The organism is Alloactinosynnema sp. L-07 (assembly GCF_900070365.1).
In the GTDB taxonomy this organism is placed as follows: Bacteria; Actinomycetota; Actinomycetes; order Mycobacteriales; family Pseudonocardiaceae; genus Actinokineospora.
The window spans coordinates 4,824,987-4,847,827 of sequence record NZ_LN850107.1 but is presented as its reverse complement, the minus strand read 5'-3'; the positions used below and the strand labels follow the sequence as shown (position 1 = coordinate 4,847,827).

Below are 22,841 nucleotides of genomic sequence, written 5' to 3'. Positions count from 1 at the left end.
GGCCGCTAGATCAGGTCGGCAAGATCGAAGGTCACGTCAACAGGGTCGGAGATCACCGCTTTGCCCGCGTCGACACCAGCCGAGGCGTAGGTCCGCGTTGTCGGGTCGAGTCGATAGCGGAACAGCGTCAGCCGCTCCTCGTCGTCCGGCGCGCTTTCCAGCCGCCAGAAGTGGGGAATCCCGGCTGAGGCGTACTCGGCAGGCTTGTCTGTCTGGTCGGTTGTCACCGACCCGGGTGACATGATCTCGACGACCAGCAAACAGTGCCTCGGCCGGAGAATGTCGTCGTGCGGCAACGCGCCGTCGTAGACGACGACATCCGGTCGGCGGTTGAGAAGCGGAACATCCCGCAGCCGGAGATCGACGCTGGTCGCGACCACCCACCGGTCTCCGACCCCGACGTCGAGCGCGTTGGCAAGGCGTCGCGTGAATCGTTGGTGGGAGCGAGACGGCGGCGGGTTGGGGACGATCGCTCCGTCGACCACTTCCATTGCGCCGCAGGTGTCCTCGGGCAGCCGGTCATAGGTCGACGCGGTCAGTCCGATTCGACGGCGTGGCATCGGGACTCAGTCGTCGATCTCGTCGTCGTCGCGGGCCAGGAAGGTGGCGAGGCGTTCGATGGGGGTTTCGAAGTCCGGGTTGGTGTCGACGAAGGCGCGGAGGCGGTCGGCCAGCCAGGCGAAGGTGATTTCCTCTTCGCCGCGGCGGTTTTCCAGTTCCTCGATGCCGCGATCGGTGAAGTACACGGTCACTCCTTGAAACGGCGGAGCCGCCGAACCCGGGTTCGGCGGCTCCGCTGGTCTGTCCTTGGTTACTGGAACGCCTTCTCGATCAGCGCGCGCTGTTCGAGTTCGTGGACCTTGCTCGATCCGGCCGACGGCGCCGACATCGGACGGCGGGAGACGCGGGTGAGCTTGGTGACGTGCTCGGGCAGCGCCTCTGGGAGGTTCAGGCCGTAGAACGGCCACGAGCCCTGGTTGGCGGGCTCTTCCTGGACCCAGCGGTAGTCCGCGGCGTTCGGGTACTTCTTGAAGATCGCCGTGAGCCGTTCGAGGGGCATCGGGTAGAGCTGCTCGACGCGCACGACCGCGGTGTCCTTGATGTCGCGCTTGGCCTGTTCGGCGGCCAGCTCGTAGTAGAGCTTGCCGGAGACGAACAGCAGCTTGGTCACCCCGGCCGGGTCCGGCGCGGTCGGGTCATCGATGACCTTCTCGAACCGGGTGCCGGTGAGGAAGTCCGCGACGGGGCTGGTCGCGGCCTTGTTGCGCAGCATCGACTTCGGCGTGAACACCACCAGCGGACGCTGCACGCCGTCGAGGGCGTGGCGGCGCAGCAGGTGGAAGTAGTTCGCCGGGGTCGACGGCACCGACACCGTCATCGAGCCCTCGGCGCACAGCTGCAGCCAGCGCTCGATGCGGCCCGAGGTGTGGTCGGGGCCCTGGCCCTCGTGGCCGTGCGGCAGCAGCACGACCACGTCGGAGCACTGGCCCCACTTGGCCTCGCTGGAGGCGATGTACTCGTCGATCACCGACTGGGCGCCGTTGACGAAGTCGCCGAACTGCGCCTCCCACAGCACCAGCGCGTCCGGGTTGGCCACTGAGTAGCCGTACTCGAAGCCCAGTGCCGCGTACTCCGACAGCGCCGAGTCGTAGACCATGAACTTGCCCTGGTCCTCGGACAGGTTCTGCAGCGGCAGGTATTCCTTGCCGGACTTGCGGTCGATGATCGCCGCGTGCCGCTGGGTGAACGTGCCGCGGCGCGAGTCCTGGCCAGCCAGGCGCACCGTGCGGCCCTCGATGTTGAGGGAGCCGAACGCCAGCAGCTCGCCGTAGGCCCAGTCGATGTCGCCTTCGCGGGACATCTTGGCGCGGCGGTCGAGCACCGGCTTGACCCGCGGGTGCGGGCTGAAGCCGTCGGGCAGGTCGGTGTGCGCGTCGGCGATGCGCTCCAGCACCGCGGCGCTCACGCCGGTGGCCAGCTTGGCGGGCACCTGCTGCTCGGACTCCACCGACGGGCTGGCCACGATCGGGTGCTTCTCCAGCTCGCGGACCTCGTTGAAGACGTGCTCCAACTGGCTGGAGAAGTCGCGCAGCGCCTTCTCGGCCTCCTCGACGGAGATGTCGCCGCGGCCGATGAGCGCCTCGGTGTAGCCCTTACGCACCGACCGCTTGGTGTCGATGATGTCGTACATGCCGGGCTGGGTCATCGAAGGGTCGTCGCCCTCGTTGTGGCCGCGGCGGCGGTAGCAGACCATGTCGATCACGACGTCCTTGTTGAACGTCTGCCGGTAGTCCATCGCCAGTCGCGCCACCCAGTAGCAGGCCTCCGGGTCGTCGCCGTTCACGTGGAACACCGGCGCCTGGATCATCTTGGCGACGTCGGTGGCGTACTGGCTCGACCGCGAGTGCTCCGGGGCGGTGGTGAAGCCGACCTGGTTGTTGATGATCACGTGCACGGTGCCGCCGGTGCGGTAGCCGCGCAGCAGCGCCAGGTTCAGGGTCTCGGCGACCACGCCCTGACCCGCGAACGCGGCGTCGCCGTGCAGGGCGACCGGCAGGACCGAGAAGCCACCGCTGGCGTCGCCCTTGTTGAGCAGGTCCTGCTTGGCCCGGACGATGCCCTCCAGGACCGGGTCGACGGTCTCCAGGTGCGACGGGTTGGCCGTCAGCGACACCTTGGTCTCGCCGTCGCCGAACATCCGGAAGTACTTGCCCTCGGCGCCGAGGTGGTACTTCACGTCGCCGGAGCCGTGCGCCTGGCCGGGGTCAAGGTTGCCCTCGAACTCCTGGAAGATCTGGGAGATCGGCTTGCCGACGATGTTGGCGAGCACGTTGAGGCGGCCGCGGTGCGGCATGCCGATGACGACCTCGTCGAGCTCGTACTCGGCGGCCTTGTCCAGCACCGTGTCCAGCAGCGGGATGACCGACTCGCCGCCTTCGAGCGAGAACCGCTTCTGGCCGACGTACTTGGTCTGCAGGAAGGTCTCGAACGCCTCGGCGGCGTTGAGCTTCGACAGCACGTACTTCTGCACGGCCGCCGGGGGCTTCTCGTGCGCGCCCTCGACGCGGTCCTGGATCCAGCGGCGCTCGGCCGGGTCGAGGATGTAGGTGTACTCGACGCCGACGGTTCTGCAGTACGAGTCGCGCAGCACGCCGAGGACGTCGCGCAGCTTCATCCGCTCCTTGCCCGCGAAGCCGCCGACGGGGAACTCGCGGTCGAGGTCCCACAGGGTCAGGCCGTGCGACCGGACGTCGAGGTCCTCGTGCTTGCGCTGGCGGTAGTTCAGCGGGTCGGTGTCGGCCATCAGGTGACCGCGGGTGCGATAGGCGTCGATCAGGCCGATGACGCGGGCGGTCTTGTCGACCGGCCCCTCGGCCAGGTCCGACGTCCAGCGGATCGGCTCGTACGGGATCCGCAGCGACGTGAAGATGTCGTCGTAGAAGCCGTCCTCGCCCAGCAGCAGCTTGTGGATGCGGCCGAGGAACTCGCCGGACTCCGCGCCCTGGATGATGCGGTGGTCGTAGGTGGACGTCAGCGTGATGATCTTGCTGATGCCCATCTCGATGAGGTTCGTCTCGGCGGCACCCTGGAACGGCGCGGGGTACTCCATCGCGCCGACGCCGAGGATCGTGCCCTGGCCGACCGACAGCCGGGGCACCGAGTGGTTGGTGCCGATGCCGCCGGGGTTGGTCAGCGAGATCGTGGTGCCCGCGAAGTCGTCCGCGGTGAGCGCTCCGGTGCGGGCCTTGCGGATCAGGTCCTCGTAGGCCTGCCAGAACTGCTGGAAGGTCATGCCCTCGCAGCCCTTGATCGCCGCGACGACCAGATTGCGCGAGCCGTCCTTGCCGGGCAGGTCGATCGCCAGGCCGAGGTTGACGTGCTCGGGGGTGACGGCGAAGGTCTTTCCGCCGTCCTCGGCGTAGTGCCGGTTCATGTTCGGGTACGCCTCAAGGGCGCGCACCATCGCGTAGCCGATCAGGTGGGTGAAGGAGACCTTCCCACCGCGGGTCCGCTTGAGGTGGTTGTTGATCACGATGCGGTTGTCCGCGAGCAGCTTCGCGGGCACCGCGCGCACGCTGGTCGCGGTCGGCAGCGTCAGCGACGCGTTCATGTTCTTCGCGATCGCGGCGGCGGCCCCGCGCAGCGGCTTGCGCTCCTCGCCCTGCCCAGCGGGCTTGGCCGCCACGGCGGCGGGCTTGGCCGCGGGCGTCGCGGCGGGCTGGCCGTTGCCCGATGGCACGGCCTGCGCGGGCTTGGGCGCGGCGGGCGGCTGCTGCGGCGGCTTGGTCGCGGTGGTCGTCGACGCGGCGGGCGGCGTCGCCGTCCCGCTGTCACTCCCCGCACTCTTGGCCTGAGCGGCACCTTGGCTGGCGGCGCGCGGTGTCGGCTTGTAGTCGGCGAAGAAGTCGTGCCACGCGGGGTCTACCGAAGACGGATCCGCGAGGAACTGCTCATACATCTCTTCGACGAGCCACTCGTTCGCACCGAACTGTGACGCGGGACTGCTGCTGGACACGGCTTGCTCTCGCCTCTATCCATCTCGATCTCTTGGTGAAGTCACTTCCCCGTCAGGCTAGTCCCCCAGTTAGGGGGTGTGTTAACCAACCGGACCCGCGTGAGTCAGGTCATGGGTCACCTTCTTCACTGTATCGGTCCAGCTCACCGAACCCGGTGGCGGCGTGTGAGGCGGAGACGGCGCCTGATCACGCCGGCGCGGCCTCCAATGACCCCAATCGCCACAGGTGCGCGTAGTGCCCGTCCTTGCCCAGCAACTCCGCATGTGTGCCCTGCTCGATCACCTCACCCCCGGCCATCACGATGATCGCGTCGGCCCGGGCGGCCGTGGCTAATCGGTGCGCGACGACGAACGTCGTCCGAGCGCTGGTGACCTTGTCTCCTGCCGCGACCACGGCCGCTTCCGTCGCCGGGTCCAACGCCGCGGTCGCCTCGTCCAGCAGCAGGATGTCCGGGTCGACCAGCTCAGCCCGTGCCAGCCCGACGAGTTGACGTTGACCGGCCGACAGCGACTGGCCGCGTTCACCCACCTGCTGCCGGAACCCCTCCGGCAGCGTGGCGATCATCGGCAGCGCGCCAACCGACCGCGCGGCGGTTTCGATCTCGGTGGACGAACTCTCGGGAGCGCCGTACCCGATGTTGTGGGCGACGTCGCCGGTGAACAGGTGCGCCTCCTGGGGTACGACGCCTAATCGCTGCCGGTAGCCGCTCAGGTCGTACTCCCGCAGGTCGGTGCCGTCGACCAGCACCTGACCCGCGGTCGGGTCGTAGAAGCGGGCGATCAGTTTCACCACCGTCGACTTGCCCGCCCCGGTCGCGCCGACCAACGCCACCGTTTGGCCTGGTAGGGCCCGTAAGGACACGCCCTTCACGGCCGGGACATCGGTGCCGGGGTAGGTGAAGGTGACGTCGCGCAACTCGACCTCGCCGGTCAGCCGGGCGGGCACGGCGACCGGGTGCGCGGACGGCGGCACCGTGGTCGGCGTGCGCAGCAGGTCGGCGATGCGGTGCAGGCCGACCCTGGCCTGCTGGTAGCCGTCGAAGATGCCGGAGAGCTGCTGGACCGGGGCGAAGAACAGGCCCAGGTACAGCAGGAACGCCAGCAGCACGCCTGGGCTCAGGTCGCCCGCGGCCACCCGGTGGGCGCCCGCGACCAGGACCGCGGCCTGGGCCAGGCCGGACAGCATCGACACGAACGGGAAGTAGGTGGCGATGTAACGCTGGGCGCGCAGCCTGGTGACCCGGTAGGCGTCGCTGCGTTCGGCGAAGCGTTCGGCGGCCTGGCCTTCGCGGGTGTACGCCTGGGCCACGCGCAGGCCGGTGACGTTCTCCTGCATGTCGGCGTTGACCGCGCTGACCCGCTCGCGCGCCTCGGCGTAGGCCGCCGACGACAGGCGCTGGAACACGATGGTCGCCGCGACCAGGATCGGCAGGACCGCCAGCGCGACCAGTGCCAGCGAGAAGTCGGTGATCAGCAGGGCCACGGCGACCGCGACGACGGTCAGCAGGCTCGCGGCGGCGGTGGCCAGGCCGGTCTGTAGGAACGTCGACAAGGCGTCGACGTCGGTCGTCATCCTGGTCATGATCCGGCCTGCCATCTCGCGCTCGTAGTAGTCGAGGCCGAGCCGTTGCAGGTGGGCGTAGCTGCGTAAACGCAGGACGTAGAGCATCCGCTCGCCGAGGCGCGCGGTGCGGATCACGCCGATCGCCGTCATGATCCAGATCAGGACGACGAGGCCCGCCGACATCGCCGTCGCCAGCCACAGCGCGGCCGTCGTCCCGGTCAGCACGCCGGAGTCGATGCCGTATCTCGTCAGCGCGGGCATGGCCATGGCGATCAGCGCGTCGGCGATCACCAGGGCGGCCACCAGCGCGATGGACCAGCGGGCCGGTCTGAGCAGGCCGCGCAGGCGGAACCCGGGGTCGGGGGCGGACGGGTCCTCGCCATGGGTGTCGGGCTGCTCGACCGCCGGGGGAAGCGCCTGGACCTGGGCCAGCAGTTCGGGGGTGGGCGGCAGCGCGCCGAGCCCCTCGCCGGGGCCGCCCATCCGGCCGCCGATTCCCGACGGAGTCTGCGACGTCGGTCGGTCGGGCTCGGTCGGCGCGGGCCACAGGGCCTCGGTGGTCCCGTCCGGGCCGGGCACCAGGTCGGCCTCGGCCCGGCGGGTCGGGTCTTCGATGACGTCGCCCGGTCCGGCCAGCAGCGACCGGTACAGCTCGCAGCGGCCTGCCAGTTCCGTGTGGGTGCCGATGTCCACTACGCGGCCCTGGTCGAGCACTGCGATCCGGTCGGCCAGGCCGAGGGTGGACCGGCGGTGGGCGATCAGCAGGGTGGTGCGCTCGGCGGTGACCTCGCGCAGCGTGTCGTGGATGGCGGACTCGGTGGCGGTGTCGACCGCTGAGGTCGCGTCATCGAGAACGAGCACCCTGGGGTCGGACAGCAGTGCTCTGGCCAGGGCCACCCGTTGCCGTTGGCCGCCGGACAGCGTGAGCCCGCGCTCGCCGACGACCGTGTCGTACCCCGCGGGCAGGGCCTCGATGAACTCGTGCGCCTGCGCGGCTTTCGCGGCGGCGTGGATGTCTTCATCGGTGGCTTCCGGTCTGCCGTAGGCGATGTTGGCGCGCACGCTGTCGGAGAACAGGAACGCCTCCTCGAACACCACGCCCACCGTGCCGCGCAGCGAGGCCAGCCGCAGGTCGCGGACATCGACACCGCCGACGGTGATCGAACCCGCGTGCACGTCGTAGAAGCGGGGAAGCAGCAGCGAGACCGTCGACTTCCCCGAGCCCGCCGTCCCCACCAGCGCCAGCGTCTCGCCGGGGGAGACCCGCAGCGACACCCCGTCCAGGACCGGGTCGCTACGCGTGTAGCCGAAGGCGACGTCGTCGAACCGGACCTCGACCGGACCGTCCGGCACGTCCACCGCGTCCGGCTTGTCCACGACGTCGGGTTGGGAGTCGATCAGCTCGTAGACCCGCTCCACCCCGGCTCTCGCGAGCTGGGCGTTGACCAGCAGGCCTGCGACGAGCCTGGTCGGCCCGACCAGGTTCGCCACATAGCTGGCGAAGGCCAGGAACGTGCCGAGCGTGACCTGGCCGTTGAGCGCCATCCAGCCGCCGAGCCCGAGGACGGCGACGTGCCCGACCGAGGGCATGGTCACCAGCGTCGCCGACATCCGCGACGTCAGCGCGGCGCTGCGCATCCGCTCGGCGAACAGCTCGCGCGCCGCCTTCTCCAGCCGCGTGACCTCTCTGGCCTCCTGTCCGAAGCCCTTGACCACTCGGACGCCGGTGACCGTCTCCTCGACGTGCTGAGCGAGATCGGCCGCGCGCTGCTGGGCCGACCAGGTCGCCGGGAACAGCGTCTTCCTGCTGCGCATCGCGACGTAGGCGACGACCGGGGTGACGATGAGCGCGACCACCGTCAGCAGTGGGGACAGCCAGAACATCGCGATCATCGCGACCAACGCGAAGGCCACCGTGCCGATCGACAGCGGGACCATCATCAGCAGCCCTTGCACCAGCTGCAGATCGGTGATCGACCGGGACACGACCTGACCCGTGCGCAGCGCGTCCTGCTTGCCGCCGTCGAGCCGCTGGACCGCGCCGAACACGGCCTTGCGCAGGTCGTGTTGGACGTCCAAGGCCAGCCTGCCGCCGAGATAGCGGCGCAGGAACGCGCTGCCGAAGGTCAGCAGTTCCATCGTCACCAGGCCTGCGACCAGCCAGCCCAGCCGGTCGGTGGCGCCCGCGACGGCGTCGTCGACCACGAACTTGATCAGCAGGGGACCGGCGGCCTGGAAGCCGACGCCGACCACCGACGCGACGACCGACAACACCACCAGACGGCGGTGTCGCCAGCAGGCGGCGGTCAGGCGGCGGATCCAGCCAGGGTTCTCAGGCACACAGCCAGATTAGGCGCGGGCCGCTCCCTCGTGTGGGGAGCGGCCCGCGCCTGTGGATAACTCAGTCGAACTCGCGGATCACGTGATGTCGCGGCTCTGGTTGCGCAGCATGCCGGTGACGAAGAAGACCGCGGTCCACACGAAGAAGATCAGGCCGCTGATCCACAGCGAGAACGCGCCGTACGCGCCGGTGATCACGCTGACGACATCGTGGAAGCCGTCGCGCACGTCCTGGTCGGCCAACTCGCCGCCGCGGTCGAGGACCAGGGTCTGGATCTGGTCGAACAGCAGGATGCTCGCCGTGGAGCCGGTGAGGCCGTTGGCCGCGCCGTTGGGCAGGAAGCCCGGCGCGTGCGAGCCCTCCGTCGCGGAGAACAGCACGAATTCGCCGAACGGTCCGACGATCAGGGTGTAGATCAGCAGGATCACGAGCGTGCCGACCGGCGAGCCGATGAGCGCGCCGACACCGAGCGCGAACAGCGTCCATAGGGTGCACATGATCACGCCCGCGAGCATCACCAGGAACCACTGCTTGGCGTCGGGCAGATATCCCTTGTCCGAGCCGACGAGCGCGCCGATCGTTACGCCGCCGCTGATCACCAGGCCGTAGATGACGCCCCACAGCGTGTAGGTGATGCCCTTGGCGGCCAGCAGGCCGGGACGGCTGGCGGCGGTGAGGAACGACGTGGTGATCGTCTTGCGGTGCAGCTCGCTGGCCAGGCCGAGCGCGCCGAACACCATCGGGAAGATCGACGCGATGTTCATGCCGCGCACCAGCGCGATGACCGACCACGAGATCTCGTCGATCGGCACGTCGAAGTCGCGGATGATGTCCTCGTCGACCAGGTCGTTGGCGATCCCGGTGGTCACCGCCGACCAGCCCCACGCCGCGCCGAAGGCCAGCAGGAACGCCGGGATGAGCAGCGCCCACCACAGCCGGGTCGTGAGGATCTTGCGGAATTCCGCGGTGATCATGTTGCCCATCAGGCGTTGCCTCCCTGTCCGGTTGTGTCGTTGTGGGTCGGGTTCGCCGTCGGATCGGGCTGGTACGGCGACGGTGGCTCAGGCTGCTGCTGATAGGGCGAAGGCGCTTGGTAGGGCGAGTTTTGCTGGTACGCCTGCTGTGCGGCGGGCTGTTGGTACGGCTGCTGCTGGTAGGGGTGCTGGGCGACCGGCTGCTGGTACTGGAAGCCCCCGGTCTGCGGCGGCTGCTGGTACGACATGGCGTAGCCCTGCGGCGGCCCGTACTGCTGGGGCATCCCCGGCGCGGCGTACTGGCCGCTGGTCAGGCGGAAGAAGAGCTGCTCGAGGTCGGCCTTCTCCTCATGCACCCCGTAGAGCGCCACCCCGGCCTTCGCCGCGATGTCGCCGATCTGCTGGATGGTCGCGTCCACCACGGCGACCTTGCCGTCCGGGGTCGGCTGGATGCCGGTGATCCCGTCCGCCTGCAGGGCCGCGACCAGCGCGGACGGGTCGCCGGGCTGCACGATGACCCGCGACTGCTGCTGCTTGCGCAGGTCGTCGAGCATTCCGTAGTACATGGTCTGGCCGCGGCTGATGATCACGACCTGGTCGATGGTCTGCTCGACCTCGGCGAGCAGGTGGCTGGAGATCAGCACCGTGCGGCCGGAGGAGGCGAAGGCGCGCAGGAACGTGCGCAGCCACGCGATGCCCTCGGGGTCGAGACCGTTGGCGGGCTCGTCGAGCACGAGCACCTGCGGGTCGCCGAGCAGGGCGGTGGCCAGCGCGAGGCGCTGCTTCATGCCAAGGGAGAACCCGCCCGCGGCCCGGTTCGCCGCGCCGCCGAGGCCGACGAGTTGGACCACCTCGTGCGCGCGCTGGTCGGGCAGGCCCATCGCGGCGGCGTAGACCCGCAGATGGTTGAGCGCCGAGCGGGTGGGGTGGAAGCCCTGGGCCTCCAGCACCGCGCCGACGACCCGTCCCGGGTTGCCCAGCTTCTCGAAGGGCTGGCCGTTGATCGTGGTGTATCCCGCCGTTGGCCGGACCAGGCCGAGCAACATCCGCAGAGTCGTCGTCTTGCCCGCGCCGTTGGGCCCGAGGAAGCCGGTGACCGACCCCGGCTCCACGTGGAAACTCAGGTTCTGCACCGCGGCGACCTGACCGAAACTCTTGGTCAGGTTCGACACCACGATGCGGCCGCTACCGTCGTGCACAGGCCCCTCCAACTCGCCAGGCGTAATGCCGGCCATCTTGCCTCATCGCGACTACGCGGCGTGGCGGCATGGCGAAGTTGGGCGAGGGGACACCCCGAAATGTCACGCCGGGCATGTCCTGCGGATCACGGATCCCACCCACCATGATCCACAGGACACGTCCTAGTGGTCAGGTGCGGTGGGGCGGCCGGTCACGGTGGACGATCGGGATCTCCGTGGTGACCTCGGCGTGGTTCTCGCCGTGCTGGGCGGGCCGGGCCCGGTTCGCCTTGCTGAAAGGGTTGCGCAGCGGGCGTTTGCGCTCGCGGTGCGGCACGCCGTCGCCGATGAGGTGTTCGTGGGCCATCTTCCAGACCTGGCACGGCCAGCGTCGGCCCCGCAGCCCGGAGGGGCAGGCTTGGCAGCGGCCGTCGGGACCTTGCCGGTGGACTGTGAGCAGCAATCGCCAGCCGTCGGCCAGCCTGCTGATCTCGCTGCGGGCCAGGGGAAGCAGCGTGTCGGCGTCGGCGTGGTCGGCCGCGTCGTCGAGCAGCGCGAGCCTGCGCAGGACCGCTTCGCGCAGGGGGTCGCGGGTCATCCGGCCCTGACCTCGTCGGCCCGGTCGGCGGCCTGGTCGAGCACGAGGCCCAACGACCGCGTCTGCTGTGCGGACAGCACCGCCGACGCACCGGGTGGGGGGACCAGTACGACCAAGTCATCCTCGACCAACACCGTCAACGCCCGGTCTCTGCCGAACGGATCGTGGCAGCCGATGCACCATCGAGGCTCTGTCACCGTTGCACCATCGGCGCCGCAGGCCCCTGGCCATAGCCCCAACTGGGCGCATTCACCCGATTGTGGTCACACCGTCAAGAGTTCACACGGTCCGGTAGGGGGTGCGTTGACAAGTATTTTCGACTCCAGCAACCCCCAGTGCAGCGCTACGCCGCGAATGTGCCTAAGCTATACATGGCGGCCCGCTCCCAGTGACCCCCAGGCTGGTTGAGCGGGCCGCCCTTTCTTTGTCTCTGAACGCAGCCCGCCCCCACCGTCAACGACGATGAGGGCGGGGCCGCACCAATCTGGTTCAGGCGAGAGCGTCAGCCAGCGGAGTCGACGGCAGTGCGTGCGCGGTGGCCACGGGCTCGTTGGTCAGCAGGCCCGCGTGGGTGTTCAGGCCCAGGGCGAGCGCGTTGTCCTGACGAAGAGCCGCCAGCCAGCCCTTGTCCGCCAACGCGACCGCGTACGGCAACGTCACGTTGGTCAGCGCGTAGGTCGACGTGCGCGGGACGGCGCCGGGCATGTTCGCCACGCAGTAGAAGATCGAGTTGTGGACCGGGTAGGTCGGGTCCGCGTGCGTGGTCGGTCGCGAGTCCTCGAAGCAGCCGCCCTGATCGATGGCGATGTCGACGAGCACCGAACCCGGCTGCATCTGCGAGACCAGCTCGTTGCTGATCAGCTTGGGTGCCTTGGCGCCCGGGACGAGGACCGCGCCGATGACCAGGTCGGCTTCCCTGGCGGCCTGCTCCACGGCGTAGCGGCTCGACGCCACGGTCCGGATGCGGCCGTTGAACTGGCTGTCGATCTGGCGCAAGCGGTCGACGTTGGTGTCGAGGACCTGGACCTCCGCGCCCATGCCGAGTGCGATCGTCGCGGCGTTGATGCCCGCGACACCGCCGCCGATGACGACGACCTTCGCCGGGTGCACGCCGGGCACGCCGCCGGGCAGCACGCCGCGGCCGCCGGAGGGCTTCATCAGCGCGAACGCGCCGACCTGGGGCGCCAGGCGGCCCGCGACCTCGGACATCGGCGCGAGCAGCGGCAGGGCGCCGTTGGCGGTCTGCACGGTCTCGTAGGCGATCGCGGTGGTGCCAGCGGCCAGCAGCGCCTTGGTCAGCGCCTCGTCGGCGGCCAGGTGCAGGTAGGTGAACAGGGTCTGGCCCGCGCGCAGGCGGGGGTACTCGACCGCGATGGGCTCCTTGACCTTGAGCACCAGGTCGCCCTCGGCCCACACGTCCTCGGCGGTCGCCAGGATCTTGGCGCCCGCGCCCAGGTATTCCTCGTCGGTGATCGATGAGCCAAGGCCCGCGCCGGTCTCGACGAACACGTCGTGACCGCGAGCGGTGAGCTCGTGCGCACCCGCGGGCGTGAGGGCCACCCGGTACTCGTGGTTCTTGATCTCACGGGGAACGGCGATCTTCAACGGAGTTCGTCCTCTCGGGTGCAACAAGGTGTGGTGTACCACGGTCGGGTACTTCCGAACGGCTGTCATCGTGCTCTGAGCACGAGAACGATGGCGATCATTTGTGCTGCGGGCACATCACTGCCAGCGGAGGGCCACCAGCTGCGTGAGTAAGGCGAGCCGCACGTCTGGCTCGGTCAAGTCGGCGTCGAGCGCGCCGGTCACCCGGGACATCCGGTACCGCAGGGTGTTCGGATGGATGTTCAGCGCCGCGGCGGCGGCTCGGGGATCGCCGGGGTGGCGCAGCCACTCGTAGAGCGTGTCGACGTACCAGCCGTCGGAGTCCTCGTCGAGGGCGCGCAGCGCGGCCAGCGGCCCGATCGCCGTCACCCCGGCGGCGGCGACGGCGGCGCGGTGCAGCACCAACACGGCCCACACGTCCTCGTGCAGCGCCACCGGACCGTCGACCAGCCCCGCCCGCAGCAGGCTCAGCGCCTCATCGGCCTCCGCGCGGGACCGTGCCAGGTCGGCCAACTCGACCGGCGACCCGGCGGCCACCAGCGCGCCGCCGGTGGCCAGCGTCGACCGCACCTGCTCCCAGCCGCCGTCGTCGGGCACGACGGCGTAGAGCACGCCGTGCATGTCGGTGACCGCGGGCCGCCTGCCGATGCCCTCGGTCAGCCGCTGGACCAGTGCCAGCCGCACGCCCTCGGCGCCGAGAGGGTCCTGGGCCTGCACGTCGACCGCGACGACCCGGTGCTCGCCGGGCGCGAGATCGAGCTCGGCTGCGACCAGCCGGGCGCTGCCGGTGCCTTCGAGGACCGACCGGATCAACTCGGCCGACCGTCTGCGCTCGCTGTCCTCCCGCGCCCGCCTGCGCAGCAGGTGCAACGCCACGACGGGCGCGGTGTCGGCGAACGCGGCGGCCCGGTCGTCGGGCACGGGGCCGGGGACCACCGCCCACATCGAGCCGAGCAGTTCGCCGCCCATGCGGATGGGCACGATCAGCCGGGGCAGGGTGCCGTCGCGCTGGGCGGGGACGAAGATCGTGGTCCGGCCCCGGCTCAGCTCGCGGAAGACACCGCGGGAACGGAAGCGGGCCAGGACGTCGTCGGGGACTCTGCGGCCCATGATCGTCGATACGCGGGCAGGGTCGGTGCGGTCTTGTCTCGCGGAGTAGGCCAGGACACGGGAGTTCGCGTCCTCGATCGTCACTGGTGCGTCGATGACTGCTGCGGCGGCGTCTGCCAGGCGGAAGAGGTCGCCGAACGGGCCCTCGGCTCTTGAGGCGTCTGACTCGTCGGCGGCGGCGTCCAGGACTGAGCGCAGGAGCCAAACCAGTTGGGCCCAGGCCGCGCCGGTGTGTACTTCGATGATCGCGACTTTGGCGCGCTGGGCTGCGGTTTTTACGGCGTTGCGGGTGGCGTGCGGTGGTTTGAGGAGGACGGCTGCGGCGCCGTGGGCGCCGCAGTGTCGGACTAGTTCTACGGCGTCGGTGGCTCCGGCTACGGCTATGCCTAGGACTAGATCGCCGGTGGCTACTGGGGTTCGTTTGCCTGCTTCGACGATGATGACGTCGGTGACTTGGGGGTGTTCGGTGTGGTCGGCGATGATTCGGAGCAGGGTGGGACCTACGCGGTCCACAACTCCCTGCATCGTGATCATCGTGGCTCCTTGTCTTGGGGTGTTGTGACAAGTTGACGTTCTCTCCGCCCTAAAATGTGGAGAGACCCTCCACGCTGCGCGTGGAACACGCGGCGTCCGGGTGGATTACCGCTTCGCCGCGCGGTGCCACCATCGCTGGTGGTCCTACCCGCGCTCCACGGTCGTTTAGCCTGTCCGCCCGTCCGGCGGCCAGAATGTTCCTTGCGGCGTTGACATCCCGGTCGTGGTGACTCCCGCACGGGCAGTCCCATGATCGGATGTCGAGCGCCATCTTGTCGTTGATGTGTCCGCAGTCGGAGCACATTCGGGTGGACGGGAAGAACCGGTCCACCCGGGCGAACGTCCGCCCGTGCCGGGCGGCCTTGTACTCCAACATGGCCGTGAAGCGTGCCCAGCCCGCGTCGTGCACCGACTTGGCAAGCCGGGTCCGGCCGAGACCGACCACGCACAGATCCTCGACGTACACCGCTTGGTTGTCGCGGATGATTTCGGTCGAGCGCTTGTGCAGCCAGTCCCGCCGGGTGTCGGCTACCCGCGCATGGGCGCGGGCGACCTTCACGGCGGCCTTCCTGCGGTTGTTGCTCCCTCGCTGCTTGCGGGACAGGTCTTGTTGCAGGCGGCGCAGCTTGCGGGAGGCGCGACGCAGGAACTTCGGCGCCGTGGTCTTCGTGCCGTCCGACAGCACCGCGAAGTGGGTCAGCCCCAGGTCGATGCCCACCTCAGCCTCGACATGGGGCAGTGGTTCGTCCGCGCTCTGCACGACGAACGACGCGAAGTACCGGCCCGCCGCGTCCCGGATCACCGTGACCGAACTGGGCGCCGCCGCAAGGCTGCGCGACCAGCGCACCTCCAGGTCGCCGATCTTCGGCAAACGCAGTCGGCCGTTGTCCAGCACCTTGAACCGGGCGTTGGCGGTGAAGCGGATTGCCTGCCGGCTGTCCTTGCGTGATCGGAACCTTGGCGGTGCGACCGTGCGGCCCTTGCGTTTTCCGGTGATCGAAGCGAAGAGGTTGCGGTACGCCGCGTTCAGATCTGCCAACGCCTGTTGCAACACGACCGACGAAACCCCGCCCAGCCACGCCCGCTCTGGCGTGAGCTTGGCCCGCGTGATGACCTGCTTGGACAGATCCCCGTCCGAAACGTACCTCTGGTCACCGGCCCGTGCTTCCTGCCGTGCGCGCAGTCCGTCGTTGAACACCACCCTGGCGCATCCGAACGCCCTGGCCAGCGACTCGCGCTGAGCGGCATCCGGATACACCCGGTAGTTGTAACGGAGCTGCACAGTCCCAGACTATCATTGGTTTATGGTCGCGCTTGAAGGCATTCGCACTGGTAGGCACTGTGTCTTTGCACTGCACGCTCACTTGGTGTTCGTGACGAAGTTCCGGCACAAGGTGTTCGGTGACCGGCACCTCACCAGGATGGAAGAGGTGATGCGGGTGGTGTGCGCCGACTTCGAGACCGACCTGGTCGAGTTCAACGGCGAGAACAACCATGTCCATCTGCTCATCAAATTCCCGCCCAAGGTCGCCTTGTCGAAACTGGTCAACAGCCTCAAAGGCGTGTCCAGCCGGCGGCTGCGGCAAGAGTTCCCCGACCTGGCCCGCCACTACTACAGGGCAAACAAGCTCTGGTCGGGGTCATACTTCGCTGGCTCCGCCAGCGCATCCCTGAGCGTCATGCGCCAGTACGTCGAGCAGCAGAACCGCCCGGGTTAGGGCACAACTCAGGCAAGTCAGCCCTCCCAGCGCGCGCCTTCACCCGGCCGTGAACGCCCGAGCGCTGGACGGCATCCCGGTAGCGGGTTTGTCCACACGAGACGGTGATCGGCGTTGTCCGGATGGGTTCGGTGGGGTATCTCTCCCGCGAACACTCCTTCGGGTCAGCGGGTTAGGTGGGTGGTGAGCCAGGTCAGGGCTGCGGTTAATCGCATGCCTGCGGCGTTGGGGTGGATGGGTGCCGCGGGGGAGGCAGGGCTCAGTGGTTCTACCCAGCGTTGGGCGGGTGGTTGGCAAGCGTCGTGGTTGAGGGAGAAGGCGTAGGGGTCCACGAAGTGGGCGCGGGTGGTGTTGGTGGCTTGTTTGATGGTGTTGTTGAGGTTGCGTTCGGTGGCGTCGAAGTAGGCGGTGTCGCCTGCGGCGAAGGGCATGCTGGGCCAGCAACCGGTGTGCGGGGGCAGGATCCTCAGGTAGCCGACGACCAGGATCTTGGCGTGGGGGGCGCGGGCGCGGATGTCGGCGATGACCTGGGTGATCTTGGGGGGTAAGGCGGCGATGCGGTCGGCCAGGACGTCGCGGCCGTCGCGGTTGTAGTAGCGCTGGCAGGGGTTGCCTGCAGGCCACGGACAGTCCATTGTGGTCAGACGGTGTCCCGGATCCAGTCGGGCACCGGGAGATCGCGGTTGAGGCATTCGTCCGACAGGCGCAGGGTCCACCGCAGTGCCTGCACCATCAGTGCCGCCATCTCGTCCGGGGCGGCGTTGGCCAGGGCGATCTCGATCTGGGCCTTCGCGCCGTCGGTGTCGCCGTGGACCTCGGCCAGCAGGGTGCGCACCGCCGTGCGGACCGGTGGGTCGGCCTCGTCGATCGGGACTTCCTGCCCGTCGTCGTCGTAGACCTGCATCTTGACCGGGGCGGAGCCGCCGGAGCCGAGTTCGGCGACCATGCCGCTGCACTCGTGAAACAACATGAGCATCAGTTCGCGGGCGTCGGTGTGGCTGTCCGGCGCGGCGCGCACGGCGGCGGCGACGCGGTCGAGCGCGCCGTCGTCCTGGCCCGCGCGCATGGCGGAGAGGGCCGCGCCCGCGGCGTCGGTCAGGCGTCGGCGGCGGGTCGGTTCCGGCTCGCTGTCGGGGTCCACGTCACTCATCCTGCAACAGCCAGGTGTCGCGCGGGGAGATCGACGCCGTCGGATTCGTTCACTTGGCCGCTCTCAGCACGTCCTCGATGTCCAGCGCGGTGCCGAAGGCCGGGCCCTCCCCGGTGACCACGCCCAGGTCGGCCCACCAGCGTGCCTCCGCGAAGTCCCGCACGCTGCGGATCCCGACCGCCGCCCCGGCCGCGCCCACCGCCGCGATGACCTCGCGTACGGCTCTGACCTGGGCACAGTCGCGCGGCAGCCAGTCCGGCCGCCACCCGTCGAACGGGTCGGCGAGCAGCACGGTGTCGACCTTGAACCGTTCGATCATGGCCAGTTCACGCGGGCCGCCCGCGAACCCGTGCAGTGCGGTCACCACCCCGATGTCGCTCAGCGTGCGCAGGTTGTCCTGGGCGTCCGCGCTGGTCAACACGGTCGACGCGGCCAGCCCGACCTCCAGCAGGCCGGGCGGGACACCCGCGTCGGTGACGGCCCGGTTGAGCACCGCGGACAGTTCGGCGTCGGCCGACTGCAGCGGCGAGAGCAGCACCCGCTGGACCGGCCCGTCGCCCGCGACCGCGGCGAACAGCGACCGCCACACCGGCACCTGCGCGGTCGACCGGCTGATCAGCCACGGCCCCAGCGCCACCGAAAGCCCCGTGGACTCGGCGAGCTCGATCGTGGACGGCAGACCCGGCACGGGTCGCGGCCGGGGCAGGTGGGCGATGGCGGCCACCCGCACCGGCACCCGGTCCGACAGCCGCACCACCCGGTCGTAGGCCACGTCGAGTTCGCCGTTCTCCCACGCCGCGGGCAGCTCCGTGGCCGCCTTGCCCGCTTTGCGGTCGCGCTTGTCGGCGTCGGGGTCGAACTGGGCCCACTGCCGCCTGCCCGTCAGCCGGGCCTGCCGCAGCGCCGCGTCGGCGGCCCGGAACACCTCCGCTGCCGACATCTCGCCCGGGCTCGTCCGGATCACGCCGATGGTCGCGCTGACCGCGAGCCCGATCCCGTCGCGGTACTCGGGTTCGGCCAGTTCGGCCTGGATCGCCTCGACCAGGTCCGGCACCGACGGCGTGTCGGGTCCGTCCTGGATCAGCACGGCGAACTCGTCGCCGCCGAGTCTGGCCACCACCGCGTTCTCCGCCGCCACCACAGCCTTGAGGCGTTCGGCCACCGTCCGCAGCACCCAGTCGCCGACCGGGTGTCCGTAGGTCGTGTTGACCATGGCGAACGCGTCCAGATCCAGGCAGCACAGGGTGAGCGTTCCGGTCGGCTCCACCCGCCCGTGGACGGCTTCCAGCCGGGACTCGAAGCCCACCCGGTTGACCAACCCGGTGAGCGCGTCGTGCAGCAGCTGGTGGGTGAGCCGGTCGCCGAGCAGGTGCAGTTCGCTCAAGTCTTGGACCATGGTCACCCGGTAGGCCTTGCCGGCATCGTCGGACAGCACCGAACTGGTCGCGAAGACCCACGCGGCCTCGCCGTTGGCCCGCAGCAGCCGCTGCCGGTCGGGCAGGTGCGCCAGCGGGCTGCCCGGCACGTCCGGCTCGTCGGTGACGAAGTCGGCGAGGGCACGTCCGGCCAGAGCCGCGGGTTCGCAGGCCAGGATCTCCGCCAGCGCCGGGTTGGTCTCGACGAATCGCCCGTCCTGGTCGGTGATCGCGATGCCGACCGACGCGCTCGCGAACACCTCGCGGAAGATCGATTCGGTGTTCTTGCGGTCGCGCTCGGCGCGCAGCATCGCGGTGTGCAGGGCCAGTCGCATGTTCTCCTGCTGTGACAGAGTCCGCTCGCGCCAGGCGTTCGCGTAGCCAGACGACACCGCCGCGAGCAGCTCGATGACCCGCTCGGCCGGGGCGCCGCCCGCGATCAGCCTGGTGGCCAGCGTCGCCACCGACCGCCGCAGCGTGTCCTCGCCGGTGAACTCCTCGGCGACCATCCGGGTGCCGACTTCGAGGCCCGCCGCGCTGTCGAACGGGGCGGTGTCGAGCGCGTCCATGATCGTGTCGACCATGCCGGTCAGCACCTCGCGGACGTCCGCCGACGACCGCGGCACGTACGCGGTGGCGGCGATGACGCGCATCCAGGCACGGACCAGGGAGTCCCGGTCCGTGCGGGAGCGGACGATGGGGTTCGACACGGGCGTGGTCAGGTCAGTTCTTGCGGCCGACACCCGAGAGGATTCCTGCCCGGTTCGGGTCGTCGCCGTCGTCGAGGCCCTGGTCGGGATGCCACAGCGCGGTCGGCACGATGCCCGGCTCGACCAGTTCGTAGCCCTCGAACAGCGCGGCGATCTCGTCCCGGGACCGCGGGAACATCGGGTCGCGGCTGGACTTCATCACCTCGACGATCCGGTCCATCTCCTCCGGCATCAGGTCGCGGGTGAACTGGGAGAACGCCAGCCAACTGCCCGACGCGGTCGCGTCCCGGTAGCGCGCGACGATCTGGGCGGGGTTGCTCCGCGGCGGCACGAAGTGGAACACCCCGGCCATGATCAGGCCGATCGGCTGGTCGAAGTCGAGCAGGGCGCGCGTCTCGGCGGCTCCCAGCACGGCGTCGGGATCGGTGAGATCGGCCTGGACGATGGTGGCGTTGGGGTTGTCCGCGAGCATGAGGTGGCTGTGCGCGAAGGCGACTTCCTCGTAGTCGACGTAGACGACGCGCGCGGTCGGGTCGGCGGCCTGGGCGATCGCGTGCACGTTGCCCACGGTCGGGATACCGGAGCCGAGGTCGAGGAACTGCCGGATCCCTTGGCCTGCCATGAACAACACCGCGCGGCGCAGGAACGACCGGTTGTGCCGGGCGATCTCGCGGGCGTGCGGCTGGGCCTTGAGGAAGCGTTCGGCCAGCTCGCGGTCGTGGGCGAAGTTGTGCCCGCCGCCGAGCAGGTAGTCATACAGCCGGGCGGCGCTCGGTCTGTCCAGGTCGATCCCGTCCGGGACCCATGTCGTCGACTCGGCCACCACGACAACCCCACTCTCCGCGATCGTTTCGTGACCGTTGAGATTACTCACCCCGCAAGGGGATCCGACAGTGGATCTCGGCGGTGCAGGTCCTTGACAGATGGCGACTTGTCGACACTCACCGGGTCCGGGTAGGTGCCAAGAGCCCGGTCCGCGGTGCCGGTCGTGGTGACGGTGAACCAGTAGTGCTCGTTCTTGTAGTGGTGGAGGCGGTGGTTGCGCCAGACCGCGCGATAGGCGCGGGTGCGCGGCACGTAGTCGCTGTGGATGAGGTAGTGCGTCCACTCGTAGGCCAGGCCGAGCGCGGCCACGAAGCACAGGTAGGTCAGGCCGAGGCCGGTTCGGCTGAAGGCGAACAGTGCGATGGCGGTCACCAGCGGCAGCAGCCACAGCAGGACCGGCCAGGGAATGAACACCAGCGGCACGTCCCGCGGGTCGGTGTGGTGTTCGCGGTGTTTGCGCGACAGCAGCGGATCGATGGTCAATGCGCCGATCCGGCGGGGGCGCCAGTGCAGGATCACCACATGCACGACCCATTCGAAGAACGGGAACACGGCGAGCATGACGAACGGGAGCAGGGTGTCCCACAGCCGCCAGTCGCCCACGACGATCCGGGCGATCACGGCGCTGATCAGGGTCGTGCCGATCAGCCATGGCGACGGATGGCGGACGAACTCGGCGGCGGCGTCCACAAGCGACAGTCGCCTGCGGGGGCTGGGCGAGTTGGAAGCTTCACGGGTCGGGTTCATGGGTCCCCTCGGGTTGCGTGCTCATGGGAGTCCGGAGGCGCTGCGCGCCTCCGGCGTCTCCGGTCACGGACCCTCCATTTGTTCAATTGCCACATGGAACAGTTCGGTGGCGGGCCGAAGCAGTTCGTCGGCGGACTGCCGGGCGGATTCGGGGTCGGCGGAGGTGATCGCGGCGGCGAGGACGCGGTAGGCGTCGGCGCGGGAGACCTCGGCGACCATGATCGGCGCGAGGACGTCGAGCGCGGGTTCGTAAGCGGCGCGCAGGCTGTTGAACATCAGCCGGAACACCACCGAGTCCGACCCATCGACAATGTGGTCCCAGAAGGTGAGCGCGTGCCGCTGCGACGTGATCGGGTCGTGCTCGCTCGCCAGGTGTTCGATCACGTCGTCCAGCGGCGCCTTGAGGCTTTCGCCTGATCGAGTGGCCGCCAGTGCGGCGATCTCGGGGCCGATGGCGAGACGGGCGTCGAGGATGTCGCGCACCACCGAGGGGACGATCGTGCCGCCGCGCAGCAGGAGCCTCGGGAGCAAGTCGAGTCCCGCGCTGCGGCGGAAGTCGCGGACCACGGTGCCGTCGCCTTGGCGGACGTCGACCAAGCCTGCCTGCGACATGCGCTGCAAGGCTTCGCGGACGGCGGGCCGGGACACCCCGAGGACCTCGGCGAGCTTGCGTTCGCTGGGCAGCGAGTCGCCTGCGGGGATGCCGCCGTCCATGACCGCCCGGATGAGCTGGGCGAACACTTCGTCGGGCACCGACGTGCGGGCCACCGGCTGGAAAGTCACGGTTCGACGGTAAGACGGAATTGGTAAGAGGTCAAGTGGTCAGACCAGCGCGATAGCGACCCGGAGGTGGGAAGGTGTCCTCGTGACTGACTCGGATCTGACCGGCCTGCGGGAGCGCGCCGCCAACGGCGACAGCGACGCGATAGACGAACTGGTCGAACTCGCGGGCGAGCGGGGCGACCTGGCCGAGCTTCGACGCCTGTCCGATGGCGGCAGCGCGACGGCGACCGATCAACTGATCGAACTCGCGGGTGAACTGGGCGATATGGCCGAGCTTCGGCGTCTGTCCGACGACGGCAATGCGACGGCGACCGACCAGCTGATCGAACTCGCCACCGAGAAGGGCGATCTGGGCGAACTGCGACGGCTTGCCGACGGCGGCAACGTCACCGCGGCCGAGCAGTTGGCCGAACTCGCCGAGTGATCAGACGCCGGGCGTGTTGACCAGCGCGGCGAGCGCCATGGCGGTGAGCAGGTCGGCCATCTGGTCGCGGTCGAGGTGCCTGCTGTGCGGGGTCGAGTTGATCAGCCCGAACACCGCGTGCGCCGCCGCGCGGGCGGTGGGTTCGGCGGTCGCGGGGACGGCGTCGCGGATGACCTGGACCCAGGTCTCGACATAGCGCCGTTGCAGGGCGCGGACCTTGCGGCGGTCCGGGTCGGTGAGGTTGCCGAGGTTGCGTTCCTGCACCGTGATCAACGCCGGATTGTCGAGGGCGAAGTCGACGTGGAAGCGCACCAGGTCGCCGAGGGTGTCCTCGGCCCCGGAGGCCTTGTCCACCCGCGCCTGGCCGCCGTCGAGGAGCACCTCGGAGATCGATGTCAGCATCTCGCCGAGCATCGCGTCCTTGGAGCGGAAGTGGCGGTAGAGCGCGGGCCCGGAGATGCCGACAGCCGAGCCGATGTCGTCGATGCCGACGCCGTGGAAACCGTGTCGGGCGAACAGTTCCGCGGCCGCGGCGAGGATCTGCTCGCGCCTGCTCGGCCCGGTTTTCGCTGGTTCGGCTGCTGGTGACACGCGGTTCATCGTATGGCAGCCGAGTTAGCGAGCGCTAACCCCTACTCCGTGGGGCCCA

General features: G+C 69.4%; 20 protein-coding genes. 2 read left to right on the top strand and 18 right to left on the bottom strand.

Features of this window, described 5'->3' with window-relative positions:
- Positions 1 to 5: 5 nt before the first annotated feature.
- From BN1701_RS21595 to BN1701_RS21545, 11 genes are all read right to left on the bottom strand, one after another.
- Entirely contained in the window at positions 6 to 560 is a 555-nt protein-coding gene (locus tag BN1701_RS21595; RefSeq protein ID WP_054051636.1) for a Uma2 family endonuclease, read from the bottom strand.
- Positions 561 to 566: 6 nt separating this feature from the next.
- Entirely contained in the window at positions 567 to 746 is a 180-nt protein-coding gene (locus tag BN1701_RS21590) for a DUF6104 family protein (RefSeq protein ID WP_054056018.1), read from the bottom strand.
- Between the two features lie 65 nt (positions 747 to 811).
- Complete coding sequence (locus BN1701_RS21585) at positions 812 to 4,516, bottom strand: multifunctional oxoglutarate decarboxylase/oxoglutarate dehydrogenase thiamine pyrophosphate-binding subunit/dihydrolipoyllysine-residue succinyltransferase subunit (RefSeq protein ID WP_054051635.1); 3,705 nt, start codon at positions 4,514 to 4,516, stop codon at positions 812 to 814.
- 187 nt (positions 4,517 to 4,703) lie between these two features.
- Positions 4,704 to 8,420 carry an ABC transporter ATP-binding protein gene (locus BN1701_RS21580; protein WP_054051633.1) on the bottom strand — a complete coding sequence of 1,239 codons (3,717 nt, stop codon included), beginning with the start codon at positions 8,418 to 8,420 and terminating at the stop codon, positions 4,704 to 4,706.
- Positions 8,421 to 8,498: 78 nt separating this feature from the next.
- Positions 8,499 to 9,404: an ABC transporter permease subunit gene (locus BN1701_RS21575; protein WP_054051631.1), complete on the bottom strand. Its 906-nt coding sequence runs from the start codon at positions 9,402 to 9,404 to the stop codon at positions 8,499 to 8,501.
- Complete coding sequence (locus BN1701_RS21570) at positions 9,404 to 10,594, bottom strand: ATP-binding cassette domain-containing protein (RefSeq protein WP_082859976.1); 1,191 nt, start codon at positions 10,592 to 10,594, stop codon at positions 9,404 to 9,406. Before BN1701_RS21570 ends, BN1701_RS21575 begins: the two co-directional genes overlap by 1 nt.
- A 169-nt stretch (positions 10,595 to 10,763) precedes the next feature.
- Positions 10,764 to 11,171 carry a hypothetical protein gene (locus BN1701_RS21565; RefSeq protein ID WP_054051629.1) on the bottom strand — a complete coding sequence of 136 codons (408 nt, stop codon included), beginning with the start codon at positions 11,169 to 11,171 and terminating at the stop codon, positions 10,764 to 10,766.
- Complete coding sequence (locus BN1701_RS21560; RefSeq protein ID WP_054051627.1) at positions 11,168 to 11,368, bottom strand: hypothetical protein; 201 nt, start codon at positions 11,366 to 11,368, stop codon at positions 11,168 to 11,170. Before BN1701_RS21560 ends, BN1701_RS21565 begins: the two co-directional genes overlap by 4 nt.
- Before the next feature lie 292 nt (positions 11,369 to 11,660).
- Positions 11,661 to 12,776, bottom strand: coding sequence for an alanine dehydrogenase (ald, locus tag BN1701_RS21555; protein WP_054051625.1), 1,116 nt, complete (start codon positions 12,774 to 12,776; stop codon positions 11,661 to 11,663).
- A 117-nt stretch (positions 12,777 to 12,893) separates the two neighbouring features.
- Positions 12,894 to 14,420, bottom strand: coding sequence for a CdaR family transcriptional regulator (locus BN1701_RS21550; RefSeq protein WP_054051623.1), 1,527 nt, complete (start codon positions 14,418 to 14,420; stop codon positions 12,894 to 12,896).
- A gap of 49 nt (positions 14,421 to 14,469) precedes the next feature.
- On the bottom strand, positions 14,470 to 15,702 hold the full coding sequence (locus tag BN1701_RS21545; RefSeq protein ID WP_054051621.1) for an RNA-guided endonuclease TnpB family protein: 1,233 nt from the start codon (positions 15,700 to 15,702) through the stop codon (positions 14,470 to 14,472).
- A gap of 22 nt (positions 15,703 to 15,724) precedes the next feature.
- Here BN1701_RS21545 and tnpA point away from each other — a divergent pair, with 22 nt between their 5' ends.
- On the top strand, positions 15,725 to 16,138 hold the full coding sequence (gene tnpA, locus BN1701_RS21540) for an IS200/IS605 family transposase (protein WP_054051619.1): 414 nt from the start codon (positions 15,725 to 15,727) through the stop codon (positions 16,136 to 16,138).
- A 164-nt stretch (positions 16,139 to 16,302) separates the two neighbouring features.
- On the opposite strand, the gene BN1701_RS21535 is transcribed toward tnpA, so the two are convergent.
- The 6 genes from BN1701_RS21535 to BN1701_RS21510 all read right to left on the bottom strand — a co-directional run bounded on the left by BN1701_RS21535 (position 16,303) and on the right by BN1701_RS21510 (position 21,768).
- Positions 16,303 to 16,773 carry a GDSL-type esterase/lipase family protein gene (locus BN1701_RS21535; RefSeq protein WP_054051617.1) on the bottom strand — a complete coding sequence of 157 codons (471 nt, stop codon included), beginning with the start codon at positions 16,771 to 16,773 and terminating at the stop codon, positions 16,303 to 16,305.
- Positions 16,774 to 16,778: 5 nt separating this feature from the next.
- On the bottom strand, positions 16,779 to 17,288 hold the full coding sequence (locus BN1701_RS21530; RefSeq protein ID WP_054051615.1) for a hypothetical protein: 510 nt from the start codon (positions 17,286 to 17,288) through the stop codon (positions 16,779 to 16,781).
- A 49-nt stretch (positions 17,289 to 17,337) separates the two neighbouring features.
- Positions 17,338 to 19,413 carry a diguanylate cyclase domain-containing protein gene (locus BN1701_RS21525; protein ID WP_054051613.1) on the bottom strand — a complete coding sequence of 692 codons (2,076 nt, stop codon included), beginning with the start codon at positions 19,411 to 19,413 and terminating at the stop codon, positions 17,338 to 17,340.
- A 13-nt stretch (positions 19,414 to 19,426) separates the two neighbouring features.
- Entirely contained in the window at positions 19,427 to 20,236 is an 810-nt protein-coding gene (locus BN1701_RS21520) for an SAM-dependent methyltransferase (RefSeq protein WP_054056017.1), read from the bottom strand.
- A 47-nt stretch (positions 20,237 to 20,283) separates the two neighbouring features.
- Positions 20,284 to 20,985: a sterol desaturase family protein gene (locus tag BN1701_RS21515; protein WP_054051611.1), complete on the bottom strand. Its 702-nt coding sequence runs from the start codon at positions 20,983 to 20,985 to the stop codon at positions 20,284 to 20,286.
- Positions 20,986 to 21,048: 63 nt separating this feature from the next.
- Positions 21,049 to 21,768: a FadR/GntR family transcriptional regulator gene (locus tag BN1701_RS21510; protein ID WP_054051608.1), complete on the bottom strand. Its 720-nt coding sequence runs from the start codon at positions 21,766 to 21,768 to the stop codon at positions 21,049 to 21,051.
- An 82-nt stretch (positions 21,769 to 21,850) separates the two neighbouring features.
- Here BN1701_RS21510 and BN1701_RS21505 point away from each other — a divergent pair, with 82 nt between their 5' ends.
- Complete coding sequence (locus BN1701_RS21505) at positions 21,851 to 22,192, top strand: hypothetical protein (RefSeq protein WP_067520843.1); 342 nt, start codon at positions 21,851 to 21,853, stop codon at positions 22,190 to 22,192.
- On the opposite strand, the gene BN1701_RS21500 is transcribed toward BN1701_RS21505, so the two are convergent.
- Positions 22,193 to 22,792, bottom strand: a complete 600-nt coding sequence (locus BN1701_RS21500; protein ID WP_054051606.1) for a TetR/AcrR family transcriptional regulator — start codon at positions 22,790 to 22,792, stop codon at positions 22,193 to 22,195.
- Positions 22,793 to 22,841: the final 49 nt, after the last annotated feature.

Excerpts from the sequence above, each read along its gene's own strand:
- BN1701_RS21595 (WP_054051636.1), bottom strand. The coding sequence starts at position 560 with ATGCCACGCCGTCGAATCGGACTGACCGCGTCGACCTATGACCGGCTG.
- BN1701_RS21575 (WP_054051631.1), bottom strand. The coding sequence starts at position 9,404 with ATGGGCAACATGATCACCGCGGAATTCCGCAAGATCCTCACGACCCGG.
- BN1701_RS21565 (WP_054051629.1), bottom strand. The coding sequence starts at position 11,171 with ATGACCCGCGACCCCCTGCGCGAAGCGGTCCTGCGCAGGCTCGCGCTG.
- BN1701_RS21550 (WP_054051623.1), bottom strand. The coding sequence starts at position 14,420 with ATGATCACGATGCAGGGAGTTGTGGACCGCGTAGGTCCCACCCTGCTC.
- tnpA (WP_054051619.1), top strand. The coding sequence starts at position 15,725 with ATGGTCGCGCTTGAAGGCATTCGCACTGGTAGGCACTGTGTCTTTGCA.
- BN1701_RS21535 (WP_054051617.1), bottom strand. The coding sequence starts at position 16,773 with ATGGACTGTCCGTGGCCTGCAGGCAACCCCTGCCAGCGCTACTACAAC.
- BN1701_RS21530 (WP_054051615.1), bottom strand. The coding sequence starts at position 17,288 with ATGAGTGACGTGGACCCCGACAGCGAGCCGGAACCGACCCGCCGCCGA.
- BN1701_RS21515 (WP_054051611.1), bottom strand. The coding sequence starts at position 20,985 with ATGAACCCGACCCGTGAAGCTTCCAACTCGCCCAGCCCCCGCAGGCGA.
- BN1701_RS21500 (WP_054051606.1), bottom strand. The coding sequence starts at position 22,792 with ATGAACCGCGTGTCACCAGCAGCCGAACCAGCGAAAACCGGGCCGAGC.